We start from the raw sequence: 18,561 nt of genomic DNA, 5'->3' as shown, positions 1-18,561 counted from the left end.
TCCTCTCTAAATAGCCCAAAAATCGTATGAAGTCATCATACGATTTTATCTATTAATTAACTAAACTATGGTACAAGTCAAGGTATGACCTGCAGGCTGTATCCCATGAGAAATCACACTCCATAGCTTGTTTTTGTAGACTTCTCCAAACATCAGGATGGTTTCTATACAAGTCCAAAGCTGTTTGGAAAGTCCAATTCAACCAGTAAGGAGATAGATTGTCAAAGCTAAAGCCAGTACCGCTTCCTTCAATTGGATTAAAGGCTTTAACGGTATCTCGCAACCCACCAACTTCATGGACCAATGGCAAGGTTCCGTAACACATAGCCATCATCTGAGACAAGCCACACGGTTCGAAACGACTCGGCATGAGGAAGAGGTCACAAGCAGCGTAGATTTCTTGAGCAAGTTTGACATCAAAAGTAATATTTGCTGATAACTTGTCAGGATAAATCTGAGCAAACCATGAGAAAGCTCCTTCAAAGGCTGGATCACCAGTTCCCAAAAGAACAATCTGAACATCATTTTGCAAGATATGATGCAGACTTTCCACCACCACATCAAAACCTTTTTGGCGTGTCAAACGAGAAACAATTCCCACCAGTGGAACGTCAGCTCTAACTGGCAAGCCAACTCTCTCTTGCAATTTTGCCTTATTTTGGGCTTTTCCAGACAAATCTTCCTGATTGAAATGATAATCTAAAAGAGCATCCGTCTGAGGATTATACAGGTCAGCATCAATCCCGTTCACGATACCAGATACCTTGCCAGACTCCATTCGAAGAATCTGATCCAAGTTACATCCGAACTGACTGGTCATAATTTCATGAGCATAGCTAGGCGAAACGGTTGAAACACGGTCTGCATAAAGAATACCAGCTTTCATCCAGTTCAGACAGTTGTTCCAGCGAAGGGTACCATCAGCATAACGTTCAAAGCCGACTCCAAACAAATCCCATAACATTCCTTCTGAAAATTGTCCTTGAAATTCCAAATTATGAATGGTTAAAACAGTTTTAATTCCTTGATAGGCTTGAATCCAACGGTATTTTTCCTTCAACAAGAAAGGAATCATGGCTGTATGGTAATCATGAACATGGAGAAGGTCAGGAATAAAGTCAATCCTTTCCATAACCTCAATGGCAGCCAGTTGGAAGAAAGCGAAACGTTCCCCATCGTCAAAATCACCGTAAACATGACCACGGAAGAAATAATATTGGTTGTCAATAAAGTAGAAGGTCACACCGTTTAAGACTGTTTTCTTAATCCCACAGTACTGTCTGCGCCAACCAACACTCACCTCAAAATGAAGAACATCTTCAATTTGATTTCCAAATTTAGCCTCTACCATGTCATAGTAGGGTAAAATCACTGCAACTTCGTGCCCAGCTTTTACTAGTGATTTGGGAAGAGCGCCAATGACGTCTCCCAAACCACCTGTTTTTGAAAAGGGTGCACCCTCTGCTGCTACAAATAAAATTTTCATGAATGAATATCCTCTGTTACTTTGCTACCTTTCTTAACGACGACTGGATGTTCTGCAGTTCCACGGATCACAACTCCATCCGCAACTTCAACACCCTTGTCCAAGATAGAATATTCTACCTGAGCACCTTCTCCAATAACAACACGAGGGAATAAGATGCTATCTTTAACCAAGCTATCCTTATGAACATGAATATTACGTGATAAAACAGAATTAGCCACTTGACCTTCAATAATACTACCAGAGGCAAACTGAGAAGTGCTTACCTTAGATGTGTTAGCATAGTAAGTTGGTTCTTCGTTTTTGACCTTTGTATAAATCTTTTGGTTTGGAGTAAAGAGTGAGTAGAATTTGTGTGACTCAAGCATATCTTTGTTAGCTTGGTAATAAGACTCTACAGAATGAATATTTGCCAGATAACCTGTGTACTCGTAGGCAAAAGCCCCTTCTTTTGCAGCCAAATCACGTAAAACATAGCGTAATTTCTCTGGATGTTCTTTCTTAGCTTCTTCTTCCAAGCGTTCAATCAACCAAGGGGTATCAACGACAAAGATATCTGTGGACATATTGTAAACTTCATCTGTTGACTTGTTATCAAAGAGTTTATGAGAACGAACATGGTCTGTTTCATCCACTTCCAAGATTGCATTTACTTCTGAAATATCTTTTTTAGGTAGTTTTTTATAAACTACAGTGATTGGCCCTTTTGTTGTACTATGTAGATGGAAAACTTGGTTCAAATCAATATTAATTAAAACATCACAGTTAAGTGACACTGTTTGGTTTGAGCCAGAACGTTTCAAATAAGTAAGAAGCTGTTGGTAGTATTCTTTTCCAACTGTACTACTTTCCACACGGGTATTGTAAATACCTAGATAGTAGTGGCTAAGAAGAGTTGACAATCCCCACTCACGCCCTGAACGGATATGGTCAAAGACTGAACTGATATTGTCTTGTTGGAAAATACCAAAAATACTACGGACACCAGCATTAGCAAGACTTGAAAGCGGGAAGTCAATCAAGCGATATTTACCACCAAATGGCAAACTAGCTACTGGACGGTGGTCTGTCAGTGTTGACATATCATGAAAACCAACTGTGTTTCCTAAAATGGCAGAATATTTATCAATCTTCATCTGTTGCTACCCCCACTACTTCATCATATCCTACAACTTGTACTTCTTCTGTTCCATCAATTTCGACACCATCAGAAATAACTGCACCTTCACCAATAATGGCACGTTTGATTTTAGCTCCCTGACCAACAATTGCACCACTCATGATAACTGAATCTACTACTTCTGCCCCTTCGCGAACTTGCGCACCTGTTGAGAGGATAGAATGTTTAACAGTTCCATCTACGAAACAGCCATCAACAACCAAGGAATCTTCCACGTGAGCATTTGCCCCAAGGAAGTTTGGTGGTGAAATTAGGTTTCTTGAGTAAATCTTCCATTGACGGTTACGGCTATCCAAAGCATTTTCTGGAGAAATGTACTCCATGTTCGCTTCCCAAAGCGATTCAATCGTACCAACATCTTTCCAGTAACCATTAAATTCATAGGCATAGACACTTTCACCTGACTCAAGGTAATTTGGAATGACATTCTTACCAAAGTCTGACATATCGACATTGCTCTTTTCAGCAGCAACAAGCATATTGCGGAGACGTTGCCAATCAAAGATATAAATCCCCATAGAAGCTTTGGTAGATTTAGGTTGAGCTGGTTTTTCTTCAAATTCAACAATGCGGTTATTGGCATCTGTGTTCATAATACCAAAACGACTAGCTTCTTTAAGAGGGACGTCTAAAACCGCTACTGTCAAGCTAGCATTATTATCCTTGTGAGACTGGAGCATATCATCATAATCCATTTTGTAGATATGGTCCCCAGACAGAATCAAAACATACTCAGGATTGACACTGTCGATATAATCGATATTTTGGTAAATAGCGTGACTAGTCCCTTCGAACCAACGATTTCCTTCACTGGCAGAATAAGGTTGAAGAATAGAGACACCAGAATTGATACCATCTAGTCCCCAGCTTGAACCATTCCCGATATGATTGTTGAGAGCAAGTGGTTGGTACTGTGTAATGACTCCAACATTGTTGATGCCTGAGTTGGCACAGTTTGAAAGAGCAAAGTCAATGATACGGTAGCGCCCACCAAATTGCACAGCTGGTTTTGCAATGCTTTGAGTGAGTTTACCGAGACGAGTTCCTTGCCCACCAGCAAGAATCAAAGCTAACATTTCATTCTTCATTTTCTACTCCTTTTTGGTTTTTACTTGTGACGGTTTTAGTAGGTTTCAAGCGACGTTTAATTTTCCAAACACTTGCTCCCATAGCCGGTAGGGTAAAGGTTAAGGTCTGCTCATAATCTTTCCATAGTCCTTCTTGCGTTTGAACAGTTTGATTATGTTCTTTCCAAACGCCTCCCCACTCTTCTAACTCAGTATTCCAGACTTCTTCGTAAATCCCTGCAACAGGAAGTCCGATTGTAAAATCTTTTCGTTCAACAGGTGCCATATTAAAGATACAGACTAACATATCATCCTTCTTACCCTTACGGATGAAGGAAAGAACACTCTGGTCTCTATTATCCGCATCGATGATTTCAATACCATCATAGCTGGTATCAATTTCCCACAGACAGCGGTGGTCTTTGTAAAACTGGTTTAGCTGAGAAGTGAAATACTTCATCTTAGCATTCATTGGATCTTCTAGGTTTGACCATTCCAACTGTTCTTCAGATTTCCATTCTAGGAATTGCCCATATTCACTACCCATGAAGAGCAATTTTTTACCTGGGTGACAAATTTGGTAAGTGTAGAGATTGCGCAAGCCTGCGAATTGATTGTAGCGATCTCCCCACATCTTGTGCATCATACTCTTCTTGCCATGAACCACTTCATCGTGCGAGAATGGTAGGAGATAGTTTTCATTGAAAACATACATAAAGCTGAAAGTCACCAGATTAAAGTCATATTTACGGTAAATCGGATCTTCTTCGTAGAATCGGAGGATATCATTCATCCAGCCCATATTCCATTTGTAGTCAAAGCCAAGACCATCTGAATCCTTGGTGTCAGTAATCTGAGTAGCTGATGAACTTTCCTCAGCTATCATCATAACGTCTGGATGAGCTTGTTTAATGACATCATTCAAACGTTTTAAGAAATAATAGCCTTCGTAGTTGAGATTGCCCCCATCTTTATTAGGCGTCCATGGGGCATCATCGTAATCTAGATAGAGTATATTGCTCACTGCATCCACACGAATACCGTCCAAATGGTAAAAGTCAACCCAAAACTTAATACTAGAAATCAAGAAGGACTGGACTTCATTCTTTCCAAGGTCAAAATTGAGTGCGCCCCAACCGTAGTTATGAGCCTTATTATGGTCTTGATATTCAAAAGTCGGTGTTCCATCATAATAGGCCAAGGCATCATCATTAATAGTGAAGTGACCAGGTACCCAGTCCACAATAACCCCAATATTGTTTAAGTGACACTCCTCAACAAAATCTTGAAATTCCTCAGGGCGACCATAGGCATGCTCTAAAGCAAAGTAACCCATAAGCTGGTAACCCCAACTCAATCCAAGAGGATGAGACATCAAGGGCATAAACTCAATGTGAGTATAGTTCATCTCGACCAAGTAAGGAATGAGTTCATCTTTCAATTGAGCAAAACTAAAAGGACTACCATCAGGATTTCTCTTCCAAGAGCCAGCATGAGCTTCGTAAATATTGACGGGACGCTCTTCAAAGCTCAAGCGTTTTCTACGAGCTAACCAAAGTCCATCTTTCCATTTTTTCTCTGGAATTTCTGTTAAAATAGCCCCAGTACCAGGTCGTGCCTCATACCTTACAGCCAAAGGATCAATCTTCATAAGCTGATGACCATTTGCACGTGTGATATGATACTTATAAATTTGGCCTTCGTAAGCAAGACTGGTAAAGACTTCCCAGACTCCAAATTCGTTCCGTTCCATTGGAATTTGATTTTCAATCCAATTGGTGAAATCCCCTACCAAGTGTACAGCCTGAGCATTAGGTGCCCACACACGAAAAGTGTAGCCATACTCACCATTTTTTTCTTCTCTATGAGCTCCTAGATAATGCTGAAGGTGAAAATTCTCACCTGTCATAAAGGTGCGCAAAACTTCTCTTTTATCCATAATACCTCCTATTTTCTGTAAGCGTTTTCTATAGATTTATTATACTACCTTTTTAGGGAAGATTCAAGTAAATTACGGAATTTGCAAAAAATTCTTTTGAAAGTCTTCAACAAATTCACTGATGTGTTCACTTGTAAATCAAGAATTTTCAGAAAAACCTTGAAAACAGATTGTTTTTTAATAATACTATCATAAAGTTCGTTATTTTGCCAACAAAAATATGATTTTAAGTAAAAAAATAAAGCAGGAAACGAATTTCCTGATTTTAAATTTCATTTCACATCAAAAACAATGGATTTGACATTTGTCATCGCTTCAATGCTATATTTAATTCCTTGCACTCCAGCCCCAGAACCTTTGACACCAAGGAATGGGAAATTATCTGGACCACGCTGGGTTTTATTATTTATATGGACTGTTCCCACTTCAAGTTTTTCAGCGATTTCAAATGCCTTTTTGAAATCATTTGTAAAGACTGATGATTGAAGGCCGAATTCAGATTCATTGGCAAAGGCAATAGCTTTCTCTACACTAGCCACACGAATAATTGGTAAAACTGGACCAAATGGCTCTTCCCATGCTACTTTCATATCTTTTGTAACTTGGTCAAAAAGCACTGGCCATAGAAGATTGCCTTCGCGTTTGATTGGTGTAAGAGCCTGAGCTCCTTTTTCTTGTGCATCCTCAATCAAGCCCCAAACAAAGTCCGCTGAAGCATTATCAATAACTGGTGTGATATCAGCATTGTCGAATGGATCACCAACTGTTAATTTAGCAACCTCTGCTTGAAGCAAAGTAGCTAATGTATCTGCGACACTTTCGAGAACAATAACACGTTTAATGGCCGTGCAACGTTGACCTGAATAGCTAAAGGCACCCACAACAATTTGCTTGGCAGCGTGTTCCAAATCTGCATCTTCTAGTACAAGAGCTGCATCTTTCCCACCAAGCTCCAACATGATAGGACGCATACCAGCTAAACAACCAATACGTTCTCCGATAGGAGTTGAGCCTGTAAAATTGATAAAATTGACTTCTTTGTGCTCAATGATATAATCCCCAATTTCTGAACCACGACCCGTAATAGTATTGAAAACACCTGCCGAAATCCCTGCTTCTTCAAACGCTTTAGCCAGCAAGAGCCCAGAAATAGAACCTTGTGTTGGTGGCTTAAACATGACTACATTCCCTGCAATCAAGGCAGGTGCAATTTTAGAAGCAGATAAATTAACTGTATAATTAAAGGGAGCAATAGCTAGCACGATTCCAACTGGCTCGCGACGGACAACGGCTAATTTGTTTTTACTTGCTGCTTCAAAACCGCCACCTTCCATTGCTTGTCCGGTGATACGGAGACCTTCCTCAGCAGCATAGCGAATCAAGTCTGCAGTACGTACCACTTCTCCAATAGCCGCTTTAATCCCTTTTGATACTTCTTTGGCAAGTATAGCACCAATTTCTTCCTTATCACGTTCTAAAATAGCTGCTGTTTTGTGTAAATAAGCCGCACGTTCAACTGCTGATAAAGCTCGCCACGCAGGCAAGGCTGCACGCGCAGCTTTCATAGCCTCATCTACTTCTGCCTGAGTCATAGCTGGAACAGTCCCTAATTCTTCTTGATTTAGATGTACTTTGAAGAAATTTTCTAAGAGCATAAATTAGTACTATAATAAAATGAAACAAGAAATGAACAATTTGGGGTTGGAATTAAAATAAATTTATAACAAGGTTTTAGAAGCAATATTGTACTATTCTAAATTCAGTTCATTAGACCTATAACTAACATAGATTACTGAAACAGAGTCTAGGTAAAAGTCTTTATAATAAAAAGACACCCTATCAAGTGTTCAAACACTTTGATGGGATGCGTTGTTTCGTGAAAATATTTATCAAATTTTCTATACAAGCGAGCTGTTAGCTAAGCTCTTTCTATTCATTCAATTTCAATGAATGGATTTTTTAGTAATGCTCATAACTGGGAATTTTGCTGTGTTAAAATAGCGAGATAGATGGTATTATAAAACACTCAAGACAGCTAGACTAATATCATCTATAACATTGTCTTCTTTTGAGCGACTGTTGGTTACCAACATGGCTAAATTTCCTGCATTTTCAAAGTAGAAGGAAGTTCCCTTGGCATTGAATACTACCAATAGATGTTCTGGTCCCCCGTGAATCTCGTAAACAATCCATCCGCTATTTTCTGTAGCTGTGTGGACAAAGACATGACGGTAAACTTCTTCGTATGTAGGGTAAGAAAAGGCACTAGTCTGTGTTTTCAGTCGAATAATTTGACGGATAAAGTCAATGCTTTCTTGTCTTTCATTGATTAAATCCCAGTTTATTTGGTTGACACTGTCAGGAGCGTTGTAACTATTCATAGCACGTTCTCGGTCTGCTTGAGTGAGTTGTCCATGTTCACCTGTCGGAATTAATTTGGTTCGTCCAAATTCTTGACCGATTTCCATAAAGGCCATCCCCTGCATGAGAAGGTTCATTGCTGTCGCCGTCTCAACCTTGCGCATAATCTGGTCTGAACTTTGATTAGGATGAAGAGTTGCCAGCAAATCATGAAGATTATAATTATCATGGGCTTCAACATAGTTGAGAACCTGGTTTGGACTGAGATAAGAACCCAATTCTCGGCTACCAAGAATGGCCTTGGCAATGATTGGTTCGGTGGCTGCACCACTTACAAATCCTGACTTGATTGCACCATAAACTTCTCCTCCTTTGACCGCATCACGCTGATCATCATTGAAGAATCCGATATTTGGCATTTGATAGGCATTGTCCTTCTTGGCCTTATCATAAGGCGCAAGACCTGTTCCCATATCCCAGCCTTCTCCATAAGTGATAATACGGGGATCAACCTCATCTAGCGCCCAACGAATCGCTTGCATGGTTTTGATATCATGAATACCCATCAAGTCAAAACGAAAACCGTCAATATTGTATTCCTGCACCCAGTATAGAAGGGAATCAATCATATACTTGCGAAACATTTCATGTTCACTAGCTGTTTCATTGCCTACACCTGTACCATTTTGGAAGGTTCCATCTGGGTTCATTCGATAGTAATAATCTGGAACAGTTGTTTGGAAAGGCGCATCAACCGTTGAAAAGGTGTGATTATAAACCACGTCCATGATGACACCGATTCCTGCATCATGATAAGCCTGAACCATCGTTTTTAGATCACGAACGACTTGTCCTGGATCATCTGGATTGCTGGAGAAACTTGGTTCTGGTGCATTGTAGTTTTGAGGATCATAGCCCCAGTTATAGGTTGCATTTCCATCCTCATCGTATTCCTTATGGCGATCAAAGATAGGCTGGAGTTGAACATAGTTGCATCCAAGAGCTTTGATATAGTCAAAGGCGGTTGCTTGGTCGAATTGGTTAGTCGTTCCAGTCTGGGCAGCACCAAGGAAGGTTCCACGGAGATGCTCTGCAACTCCAGATGTTGGAGATTTAGTTAAATCTCGAATATGCATTTCACAGATAACCGCTTTACATGGATTATCTAAACGCCAAGGAGCATCTGTTCCATGTTTGACTTCAAATCCATCTACTTGTCTCTCTTTGTGAGAGAGAATAACAGAACGTTTTCCGTCAGGACTGGTTGCAGTTGTATAAGGATCTCTTGTCAAACTCTTGTGATGAGGGAATTCAATCTGATACTGATAAGCCTTGCCAGCAAGATTTTCATCTAAGTCTAGGCTCCAAACACCAATGGTATTGTACTTATGACTGTATGTATAGCTATTACCACGCTCTAGATTAAAGGTTTTCCAAATCGGAGCGTCGTTGCTGGTATTTTCGTAGACAACCACCTGTACAGCTGTAGCCGTAGGAGCCCAAAGTTTAAAGCTTGTCTGATAATCTGAAAGACTGTAACCTAGTTCTCCTTGGTAGCCCCAGTGGTGATCAAAACTAGCGCTATGGATTGCTTTATCAAAAGCAAATGGATTTTGATCTTTGTAGTAAGGACTAGCAATGGCTGGGTTTTCAGAATAATAAACAGTCTCGTCGCCCTCTAAAATCCAAACTTCTGTCAGAAGCGGATAGTAGTTATAACGCACGGGATATTCCTTAACTTTGCCATCAATTTCAACTGAGAATTTCAGTTCTTCTAACTTCTCTTGACTTGTAACTGTGAATGAGAACTTTGCTCCAAAAAAGTTATTCTCATAATACAATTTTTCAACATTGTCCGCCTGTTTTCTACTAAATGAACAGGCTGCATAATCCCCATTTTTTCGATGAAAATGGATGACTACAGGGTAATTAAACATTTCTTTTCCTAATTTCTAATTTTAATTTAATTTTTTATGTGGTGCTGATAGATTCAGCGATTTAATTTCTTACTCAAGATAGACTCAATCCATGTCAAAACACTTTAGGAAAGACAGTTTCAGACTATCTAACACCTAGCCTTCTACTATTCTTTATAAACTTTCTAGCCAAGCTTCATCTCGAACCTCAATACCAAGTTCTTGTGCTTTTTGCAGTTTACTTCCAGCATCTGCTCCTGCAACAACGAGGTCGGTCTTTTTAGAAACACTGCCTGTCACTTTGGCACCCAGACTTTCGAGTTTACTTTTAGCTTCTGAGCGCTTGAGTCGCTCCAATTTTCCAGTCAATACAACGGTCAAGCCTGACAAGGCTGCATCTACCACTACAGTCTGACCTTTATAGTCCAGATTGACCCCAGCTTCTCTCAATTCTCTGAGGAGAATTTCAGAGCCTTCTGTAGCAAAGTAAGTCTGAAGACTCTTGGCAATCACACCACCCAGACTCTCAATACTAGCCACTTCCTCTGGATCTGCCTGAGCCAGATTTTCGATTGAATGAAAATGTTGAAGTAACAACTGACTGACCTTGCTTCCGACATGACGAATTCCCAAACCAAACAAGAGTTTCTCAGCTGAGTTTTCCTTTGATGCTTGAATGGCCTGATACAGTTTAGCAGCGGACTTCTCCTTAATCCCCTCTAAAAGGAGGAAATCTTCTTCTTTCAAACGATAAATATCCGCCACATCCTTGACTAAATTAGCAGCAAAGAGTTTTTCAACTACTGATGGACCAAGGCCTGTAATATTCATAGCATCACGAGAAGCAAAGTGGATCAAACCTTCCATGATTTGGGCAGGGCAACGCGGATTGATACAACGCAGGGCTACTTCATCTTCAAAGTGCAACAAATCAGAGTCACAACTTGGACAGTTTGTAGGGATATCTAGTTTTTCTTCAGAAACCCGTTTGGATTCTACCACACGTAAAACGGCAGGGATGATATCTCCAGCCTTATAGACGATAACCGTGTCGTCTTTGCGGATATCTTTTTCAGCAATATAATCCACATTGTGCAGGGTCGCACGGCTAACAGTTGTACCAGCTAGTTGTACTGGTGTGAGATTTGCAGTTGGCGTGACAACTCCAGTACGACCTACTGTCCAATCAACTGATAAGAGTTTAGCTTCTTTTTCCTCAGCAGGAAACTTGTAGGCTACTGCCCACTTTGGAGCCTTGACGGTAAAACCGAGTTCTTCTTGGCTTGCTAAATCATTGACCTTGATCACCACCCCATCGATATCATAAGGCAGATTCTCCCGTTCCTCTCCTACTTCTTGGATAAAATTCCAGATTTCATCTATATTTTCAGCCAAGATTCGCTTAGGATTGACCACAAAACCAAGCTGTTCTAGGTGCTTCAAAACCTTTTCTTGACTATCACGAGTTGAAGGACTGGCTTCTTGATAGAGGAAAGTCGCAAGATTGCGCTTGGCAACTACTGCTGTATCCAACTGTCGCAGAGTGCCTGCTGCCGCATTACGAGGATTGGCAAATTCAGACTCTCCATTTTCTTGGCGAGCTTGGTTAACCTGGTCAAAAGAAGCGCGTGGCATGTAACATTCCCCACGAACTGTGATATCTAGTTCTTCTGGCAAGGTCAAAGGAATGTCCTTAACACGCTTGAGGTTTTCCGTGATATTCTCCCCAACAGAACCGTCTCCACGTGTTGCACCAACAACTAAAATCCCCTTTTCATAAGTAAGCGAGATAGACAAACCATCGATTTTCAGCTCACAAATATAGGTCGGATGAGCCACTTCCTTACGAACACGCGCATCAAAAGCTTCAAGCTCCTCACGTGAAAAAGCATCCTGCAAACTATAAAGAGGATACTGATGACTGTATTTTTCAAAACCATCTAAAACCTTGCCACCAACACGATGGGTAGGACTGTCTGCTAGCACTTGATCTGGATAGGCAGTTTCTAACTCGACCAACTCTCGGTAAAGGCGATCATACTCACTGTCTGAAACCGAGGGATTATCGCTGGTATAGTACTCAGTCGCATAGCGATTGAGCAAGGCGACCAACTCATTCATTCTTTTATTCATAAAACTATTTTACCATAAATTAAGCCCTTCTCACAAACGAGAAGGGCGGAAAAAACACTTAGATTGGAATTATTTTTGAAGTCCAAGCAAACTTATGTCTCTTTTTCAAAATGAGTTCGTACATAGCCTAGAGCTAAGAAGGATAAGGCGACAACTCCAAGTCCAATAATCAAGAAAGAATAAAGATGGACACTTGGAAGAAAGGTCATCAAACCTTTCGCAATCGGCATAAAGAGAATTGCCAGTGTAAAAATGGTACTCAATACCCTACCCAAATATTCTCCATCAATCTTGGTCTGTACCTGTGTAAAGAAGTGAATATTAAAAATCGTCATAAAGAGTTCACAAATCAGGTTTCCAGAAAAGGTTAAAATATTGGGCAGTGGCAAACCCATCATGAAAACTCCTACTCCTGTTAAAATCAATAAGAACAAAAGTGTATTCATACTTGATTTAAATTTATTTGCTATCAGTGCTCCTATAATTGAGCCAATCGCACCCATGGTTAAGATAGTCGCATAAGCTCCTTCTACTCCATATAGTTTATTTGAAAAAGGAAGCAAAAACTCAAAAGCCGCAAAAAAGAAATTAACGCTGGAAGCCACTAACAGGAGAAAGAAAATCTCTTTTTGATGCCAGATATAGTGCAAGCCATCTTTGATATCTGCAAAAATATCTTTACCAGTAAAAAGTTTCTTATCTTGAACCATTGGTTCTTCTTTTGGAAGTAAGGCCACTAGAACAAATGCTATAAAAAAAGTCAAAGCATCTAGTAAGAGCGTCAGATGGAGACTTGCAAATTGTAAGACCAGAAAAGAAAGTACAGGAGAACTCACACTGACAACCTGCAAGACCAACTCCAAACGAGAATTGTAGAGGACCAGTTCATCCTTCTCTACCAATTCTGTGATAATGGCCTTATTTGCAGGTCTAGAAAAGGCAAAAGCAATAGCCTGAACAATGTTGGCAAAAATCAAAGACCCAATCATCCAGCTATCATTCCTTATAAAAGAAATAGCCAGACAAAGAATCCCACAAACAAGGTCTGTCACCATTAAAATCCTACGACGAGAAAAACGGTCTGAAATAACTCCGCCAAAGGGATTCACGAGAATAGATGTGACGAGTTCAGAAATCTGATAAATCCCTAAAACTGTCTGTCCGATAGTCCCCATGGACGCCAACCAGACACTATTTCCATAATCATAGAGCATATTCCCTATCTTATTAACAGCTCCACGACTAATCAACTGTACTGCATAGCGATTCATATAAAAACTCCTCTCAAATTTTGAAACTATTGTATCAAAACCGAAAGGAGCTTTTTATTTTTTCCCTTATTTGGGAAAATTAATCTTTGACAAATTTTTCGTAGTGTTCCTGATAGTAGGCTACTTGCTCTGGAAGACCTAGCACATCAAAAATGTGCATGGCCTCTTGCATTTGACTACAACCTTCTTTACACTGTCCCTTTTGATACAAGGCAAAACCTTTTAAATAATGGAAAACATTACGCTCATAAAGTTTAATACCTTTACCAATAATCTTCTCTGTATAAGTCTCAAAATATCTTGCATTGTCAAAAGAAAGATGCTCTAAACAATGCTGGTAACAATTAAGGGCTAAAATCAAGACCAGTTTTCTATGGCGACCAATTTCTTGATAAAATCCCTCCCTCTCCATCACTTCTCTACCAATTCGAGTGACGTAGTCCACATCGTAGAAACTATAGAGGTTTCCAAAAAGAATCAACTCATACATGGTCCATTCTTCTGTTTTGAAAAGATAATCTGCTACCTTATCCAAATCATCCTGCTTCATCTCATAAGTCGAATCTCTTTGACAAATCAGACCTTGTAGCAAAATCCAGTTCAGCTCAAAATAGAGTGGATTTGTCGAACTCTTAGCCTTTTCAAGTTGTTCTTCTTGAAGCTTTTGAAAACCTGCAATATCATTTGAGTAGTAAAGTGGCACAATTTGTCCCATCATGGCAACATGTTCATGATTGTGAAAATTCCTAGCCTTATCCATGAAATTTTCGATTGTTACATGAATGTTATCCAAAATCTCAAAGAAACGCGAGACTGCTAGGTCAGACTCCCCAAGCTCAAAGCGAGATAACTGAGAGGTAGAGCAAGACTCCCCTGCCGCCTCCTTTAAAGAATAATTTCCACTTGTCCGAAATTCACGAAATACTTTTCCAAGATGTTCCATCTTTACACCTGCTCTGATAATTCTTCCCATTCAAGCATGGCTTCTTCCTGACGGTGGCTGATTTTGTCCAGCTCAGCCTGTAATTCCATCAGTTTTTCAGCATCGTTTGTTTCCAACATTTGTTCAGAAATGGCTTGACTTTGACTTTCTAGCTCTTCAATTTCAGCTTCTAGACTTTCGATTTGTCGCATGAGTTTGCGAACTTCTTTTTGACTTTCTTTCTGAGCCTGATAATCATTGACTGGACTTGATTCTTTTACTTGATTGTTAGTTGAAGCTTCCTCAGTTTGAATCATTTCTATTTCTGCTTTCTTCTCAACATAGTAGTCGTAATCACCCAAGTAAAGAGTCGAGCCATTCTCAGACAATTCCAGTACATGAGTTGCCACACGATTGATAAAGTAACGGTCATGGCTGACAAATAGAAGAGTTCCATCAAAGTCAATCAAGGCATTTTCTAGCACTTCCTTGCTATCAATATCCAAGTGGTTGGTTGGCTCGTCAAGAATCAGGAAGTTGTTGTTTTCCATAGACAATTTAGCCAAAAGCAAACGAGCTTTTTCGCCACCAGACAGCATGCCGACTGATTTTTTAACATCATCTCCTGAGAAAAGGAAGGCACCTAGACGGTTACGAATTTCAACTTCTGGTGTCAGTTTAAAATCATTCCAGAGTTCATCCAGTACAGTATTACTTGGTGTCAGCTTGCTTTGGGTTTGGTCATAGTAACCAACCTCAACATTAGCCCCAAAGCGCTTTTCCCCCTTGATAAAAGGAATCTGGTCCACGATTGATTTAATAAAAGTTGACTTTCCAATACCGTTTGGTCCAACAATAGCAACAGCATTCATCTTACGAAGGTCTAGGTTAATTGGTTGTGACAGGACTTCCCCATCATAGCCAACAGCCGCATTTTCAACAGTCAATACAATATTACCAGACGTTTTCTCAGACTGGAAGGTCATGTTGGCAGATTTCTTACCAGCTTCAGGCTTGTCCAAACGCTCCATTTTTTCCAGTTGTTTGCGTCGAGATTGGGCACGTTTGGTCGTTGAAGCTCGGACTAGATTACGATTGACAAAGTCTTCAAGAGCTGCGATTTCCTTCTGTTGCTTTTCATAGTTTTTTGCCTCAGTAGCTAGCTTTTGCTCCTTCAACTCGACAAAACGAGTGTAATTGCCCACATAGCGATTCAAAGAATGCTTGGTCAAATCTAGCGTAATTGTCGCAACCTTGTCCAAGAAATAACGGTCGTGACTAACAATAATGAGGGCACCACTATAGTTTACCAAGTAATTCTCTAGCCAGGCAATGGTTTCAATATCCAAGTGATTGGTTGGCTCGTCCAAGACCAAGAGATTTGGCTTTTCAAGAAGCATTTTGGCCAGCGCCAAACGAGTATTTTGACCACCAGAAAGCTCAGCAATTTTCATCTGCCACATAGACTCGTCAAACTTGAATCCATTCAAAATCGCTCGAATATCAGCTTCGTAGGTAAAGCCTCCTGCTTGGCGAAAATTTTCAGATAAGCGATCGTAATCTGACATCAGCTTATTCAAGTCCTCACCAGACTTTTCTCCCATCTCTAGCTCCATCTGACGAAGTTGTTTCTCAGTTCGACGTAAGTCATCAAAGACATGAAGCATTTCATCGTAGATGGTATTTTCAGACTCAAAACGGCTATCTTGGGCTAGGTAAGACAGAGAAATATCTTTTTTCTTATTGATTTCTCCGCTAGTTGGCTCCTCTTCTCCAACCAAAATCTTCAAAAGAGTAGACTTACCTGCACCATTTTTCCCAACAAGAGCAATTCGATCTCGTTCATCAACTTGCAGGGTGATATTATCAAAAAGAACCTCTCCTGCAAAAGAACGTTCAATTTTATTAGCTTGTAAAATAATCATACAAGTAGTATAGCATGTTTCTCTAAGGCATTCAAGACTTGATAAACCGGCATATGTCACCTCTATTCTGAAAATTATGCTAAGGTTTTACTAAAACGCCAAAAAGTGCTATAATGTGAACGGTTAAAACAATTTACAAAAAGGAGAATTTCAATGTCTTACCAAGAAAATTACCAGAAATGGGTTGATTTTGCGGAGCTTCCTGACTACCTTCGTCAAGATTTGGAAAATATGGACGAAAAAACAAAGGAAGATGCCTTCTATACAAATCTTGAATTTGGTACTGCAGGGATGCGTGGCTTGATTGGTGCTGGTACCAACCGCATCAACATCTACGTTGTTCGTCAAGCTACTGAAGGATTGGCTCGTTTGATTGAGTCTAAAGGTGGAAATGAAAAAGAACGTGGTGTCGCAATCGCCTACGATAGCCGTCACTTCTCACCTGAGTTTGCCTTTGAATCTGCGGCAGTTCTTGCTAAACACGGCATCAAATCTTACGTATTTGAAAGCCTCCGTCCAACTCCAGAACTCTCATTTGCAGTTCGTCACCTCAACTGTTTCGCTGGTATCATGGTCACAGCCAGCCACAACCCTGCTCCATTTAACGGTTACAAGGTTTATGGTGAAGACGGTGGACAAATGCCTCCACACGATGCGGACGCTTTGACTACTTATATCCGTGCTATCGAAAACCCATTTGCAGTTGAAGTTGCTGATGTGGAAGCTGAAAAAGCTTCTGGTTTGATTGAAGTTATCGGCGAAGCTGTTGACGTAGAATACCTTAAAGAAGTTAAGGACGTAAACATCAACCCAGCCTTGATTGAAGAATTTGGTAAAGACATGAAAATTGTCTACACACCACTTCATGGTACTGGTGAAATGTTGGCTCGTCGCGCTCTTGCCCAAGCAGGATTTGACTCTGTTCAAGTCGTTGAAGCGCAAGCAACTGCCGATCCTGACTTCTCAACTGTAAAATCTCCAAACCCAGAAAGCCAAGCAGCCTTTGCCCTTGCTGAAGAACTTGGTCGTCAAGTTGGTGCAGATGTTCTTGTGGCAACTGACCCTGATGCTGACCGTGTTGGTGTTGAAGTTCTTCAAAAAGATGGTAGCTACCTCAACCTTTCAGGTAACCAAATCGGTGCTATCATGGCTAAATACATCTTGGAAGCCCACAAAAACGCTGGAACTCTTCCAGAAAACGCAGCCCTATGTAAATCTATCGTATCAACTGACTTGGTAACGAAGATTGCTGAAAGCTACGGCGCAACCATGTTCAACGTTTTGACTGGTTTCAAATTTATCGCTGAAAAAATCCAAGAATTCGAAGAAAAACACAATCACACTTACATGATGGGATTTGAAGAAAGCTTCGGTTACTTGATCAAACCATTCGTACGTGATAAAGACGCTATCCAAGCCGTTCTAGTCGTTGCTGAACTTGCTGCCTACTACCGTTCACGTGGTTTGACACTTGCTGACGGTATCGAAGAAATCTACAAAGAATACGGCTACTACGCTGAAAAGACTATCTCTGTTACCCTTTCAGGTGTCGATGGTGCAGAACAAATCAAAGCGATTATGGCTAAATTCCGTAACAATGCTCCAAAAGAATGGAACGCAACAGCTATCACTGTCGTAGAAGACTTCAAGGCACAAACTGCTACTGCTGCTGACGGTACTGTTACAAACTTAACAACTCCTCCAAGTGATGTGTTGAAATACACACTTGCTGACGGTTCATGGATTGCCGTTCGCCCTTCAGGGACAGAACCAAAAATCAAGTTCTACATTGCAGTTGTAGGTGAAACCAACGAAGAATCACAAGCTAAAATTGCTAACATCGAAGCGGAAATCAATGCTTTTGTAAAATAAAGACCTAAAAAGATGAGACCAACCAATCTCATCTTTTTTTCGTATCAAATCTAAGCAATTTTAGAAACTTTATGGCATACTAGACATATCAATGAAAGCGAGGTAATCTCATGGAACAATTTTTAGATAATATCAAAGACCTTGAAGTCACTACAGTTGCGCGTGCGCAAGAAGCTCTTGATAATAAAGAAACTGCAACCTTCTTTATCGGTCGCAAAACTTGCCCTTACTGCCGTAAATTTGCTGGTACTTTGGCAGGTGTCGTAGCTGAAACCAAAGCTCACATCTACTTCATCAATAGTGAAGAAGCAAGCCAACTCAATGAGTTGCAAGCATTCCGCTCACGCTACGGAATCCCAACAGTACCAGGCTTTGTTCACATTACGGATGGACAAATCAATGTCCGTTGCGACTCTTCAATGTCAGCACAAGAAATCAAAGAATTTGCAGGATTGTAAAAAACCACTCATCGAGTGGTTTTTAAATGGT

The 18,561-nt window shown here is 40.4% G+C and carries 11 protein-coding genes and 1 pseudogene; 2 read left to right on the top strand and 10 right to left on the bottom strand.

Features of this window, described 5'->3' with window-relative positions:
- Positions 1–52: 52 nt before the first annotated feature.
- From glgA to N8O43_RS04865, 10 genes and pseudogenes are all read right to left on the bottom strand, one after another.
- Positions 53–1,486: a glycogen synthase GlgA gene (gene glgA, locus N8O43_RS04910; RefSeq protein ID WP_261008978.1), complete on the bottom strand. Its 1,434-nt coding sequence runs from the start codon at positions 1,484–1,486 to the stop codon at positions 53–55.
- Positions 1,483–2,622, bottom strand: a complete 1,140-nt coding sequence (gene glgD / locus N8O43_RS04905; protein ID WP_261089638.1) for a glucose-1-phosphate adenylyltransferase subunit GlgD — start codon at positions 2,620–2,622, stop codon at positions 1,483–1,485. The genes glgA and glgD overlap by 4 nt, the downstream gene beginning before the upstream one ends.
- Positions 2,612–3,754, bottom strand: a complete 1,143-nt coding sequence (locus tag N8O43_RS04900; RefSeq protein WP_020902830.1) for a glucose-1-phosphate adenylyltransferase — start codon at positions 3,752–3,754, stop codon at positions 2,612–2,614. Before N8O43_RS04900 ends, glgD begins: the two co-directional genes overlap by 11 nt.
- Positions 3,744–5,672, bottom strand: a complete 1,929-nt coding sequence (glgB, locus tag N8O43_RS04895; protein ID WP_261089637.1) for a 1,4-alpha-glucan branching protein GlgB — start codon at positions 5,670–5,672, stop codon at positions 3,744–3,746. Before glgB ends, N8O43_RS04900 begins: the two co-directional genes overlap by 11 nt.
- Positions 5,673–5,944: 272 nt before the next feature.
- Positions 5,945–7,297 (bottom strand): annotated as a pseudogene (locus tag N8O43_RS04890) (NADP-dependent glyceraldehyde-3-phosphate dehydrogenase); the annotation flags it as partial.
- Positions 7,298–7,687: 390 nt separating this feature from the next.
- Positions 7,688–9,970, bottom strand: coding sequence for a type I pullulanase (gene pulA, locus N8O43_RS04885; protein WP_261089635.1), 2,283 nt, complete (start codon positions 9,968–9,970; stop codon positions 7,688–7,690).
- 153 nt (positions 9,971–10,123) lie between these two features.
- Entirely contained in the window at positions 10,124–12,082 is a 1,959-nt protein-coding gene (gene ligA / locus N8O43_RS04880; RefSeq protein WP_261089633.1) for an NAD-dependent DNA ligase LigA, read from the bottom strand.
- Positions 12,083–12,174: 92 nt separating this feature from the next.
- A complete protein-coding gene (locus N8O43_RS04875; protein WP_261089632.1) occupies positions 12,175–13,353 on the bottom strand; it encodes an MFS transporter in 1,179 nt (392 codons plus the stop codon).
- Between the two features lie 79 nt (positions 13,354–13,432).
- Positions 13,433–14,296 carry an Rgg family transcriptional regulator gene (locus tag N8O43_RS04870; protein ID WP_261089631.1) on the bottom strand — a complete coding sequence of 288 codons (864 nt, stop codon included), beginning with the start codon at positions 14,294–14,296 and terminating at the stop codon, positions 13,433–13,435.
- Positions 14,297–14,298: 2 nt separating this feature from the next.
- A complete protein-coding gene (locus tag N8O43_RS04865; protein WP_261089629.1) occupies positions 14,299–16,200 on the bottom strand; it encodes an ABC transporter ATP-binding protein in 1,902 nt (633 codons plus the stop codon).
- A gap of 153 nt (positions 16,201–16,353) precedes the next feature.
- Between N8O43_RS04865 and N8O43_RS04860 the strand changes: the two genes are divergently transcribed.
- Entirely contained in the window at positions 16,354–18,072 is a 1,719-nt protein-coding gene (locus N8O43_RS04860) for a phospho-sugar mutase (RefSeq protein WP_000121686.1), read from the top strand.
- 110 nt (positions 18,073–18,182) lie between these two features.
- Positions 18,183–18,530 (top strand): DUF6568 family protein, encoded by a 348-nt coding sequence (locus tag N8O43_RS04855; RefSeq protein WP_261089625.1) that lies wholly within the window; start codon positions 18,183–18,185, stop codon positions 18,528–18,530.
- The last annotated feature ends 31 nt before the right edge of the window (positions 18,531–18,561 follow it).

It is taken from the genome of Streptococcus mitis (assembly GCF_946190335.1).
In the GTDB taxonomy this organism is placed as follows: domain Bacteria; phylum Bacillota; class Bacilli; order Lactobacillales; family Streptococcaceae; genus Streptococcus; species Streptococcus mitis_CH.
Note: the sequence above shows the minus strand (reverse complement) of the source record. Positions and strands in the feature narration are given on the sequence as shown.

What these genes read in the sequence shown, in the direction of transcription:
- N8O43_RS04855 (WP_261089625.1), top strand. Translation starts at nt 18,183, where the DNA reads ATGGAACAATTTTTAGATAATATCAAAGACCTTGAAGTCACTACAGTT.
- pulA (WP_261089635.1), bottom strand. Translation starts at nt 9,970, where the DNA reads ATGTTTAATTACCCTGTAGTCATCCATTTTCATCGAAAAAATGGGGAT.
- N8O43_RS04900 (WP_020902830.1), bottom strand. Translation starts at nt 3,754, where the DNA reads ATGAAGAATGAAATGTTAGCTTTGATTCTTGCTGGTGGGCAAGGAACT.
- N8O43_RS04860 (WP_000121686.1), top strand. Translation starts at nt 16,354, where the DNA reads ATGTCTTACCAAGAAAATTACCAGAAATGGGTTGATTTTGCGGAGCTT.
- N8O43_RS04870 (WP_261089631.1), bottom strand. Translation starts at nt 14,296, where the DNA reads ATGGAACATCTTGGAAAAGTATTTCGTGAATTTCGGACAAGTGGAAAT.
- ligA (WP_261089633.1), bottom strand. Translation starts at nt 12,082, where the DNA reads ATGAATAAAAGAATGAATGAGTTGGTCGCCTTGCTCAATCGCTATGCG.
- N8O43_RS04865 (WP_261089629.1), bottom strand. Translation starts at nt 16,200, where the DNA reads ATGATTATTTTACAAGCTAATAAAATTGAACGTTCTTTTGCAGGAGAG.
- glgB (WP_261089637.1), bottom strand. Translation starts at nt 5,672, where the DNA reads ATGGATAAAAGAGAAGTTTTGCGCACCTTTATGACAGGTGAGAATTTT.
- glgA (WP_261008978.1), bottom strand. Translation starts at nt 1,486, where the DNA reads ATGAAAATTTTATTTGTAGCAGCAGAGGGTGCACCCTTTTCAAAAACA.
- glgD (WP_261089638.1), bottom strand. Translation starts at nt 2,622, where the DNA reads ATGAAGATTGATAAATATTCTGCCATTTTAGGAAACACAGTTGGTTTT.
- N8O43_RS04875 (WP_261089632.1), bottom strand. Translation starts at nt 13,353, where the DNA reads ATGAATCGCTATGCAGTACAGTTGATTAGTCGTGGAGCTGTTAATAAG.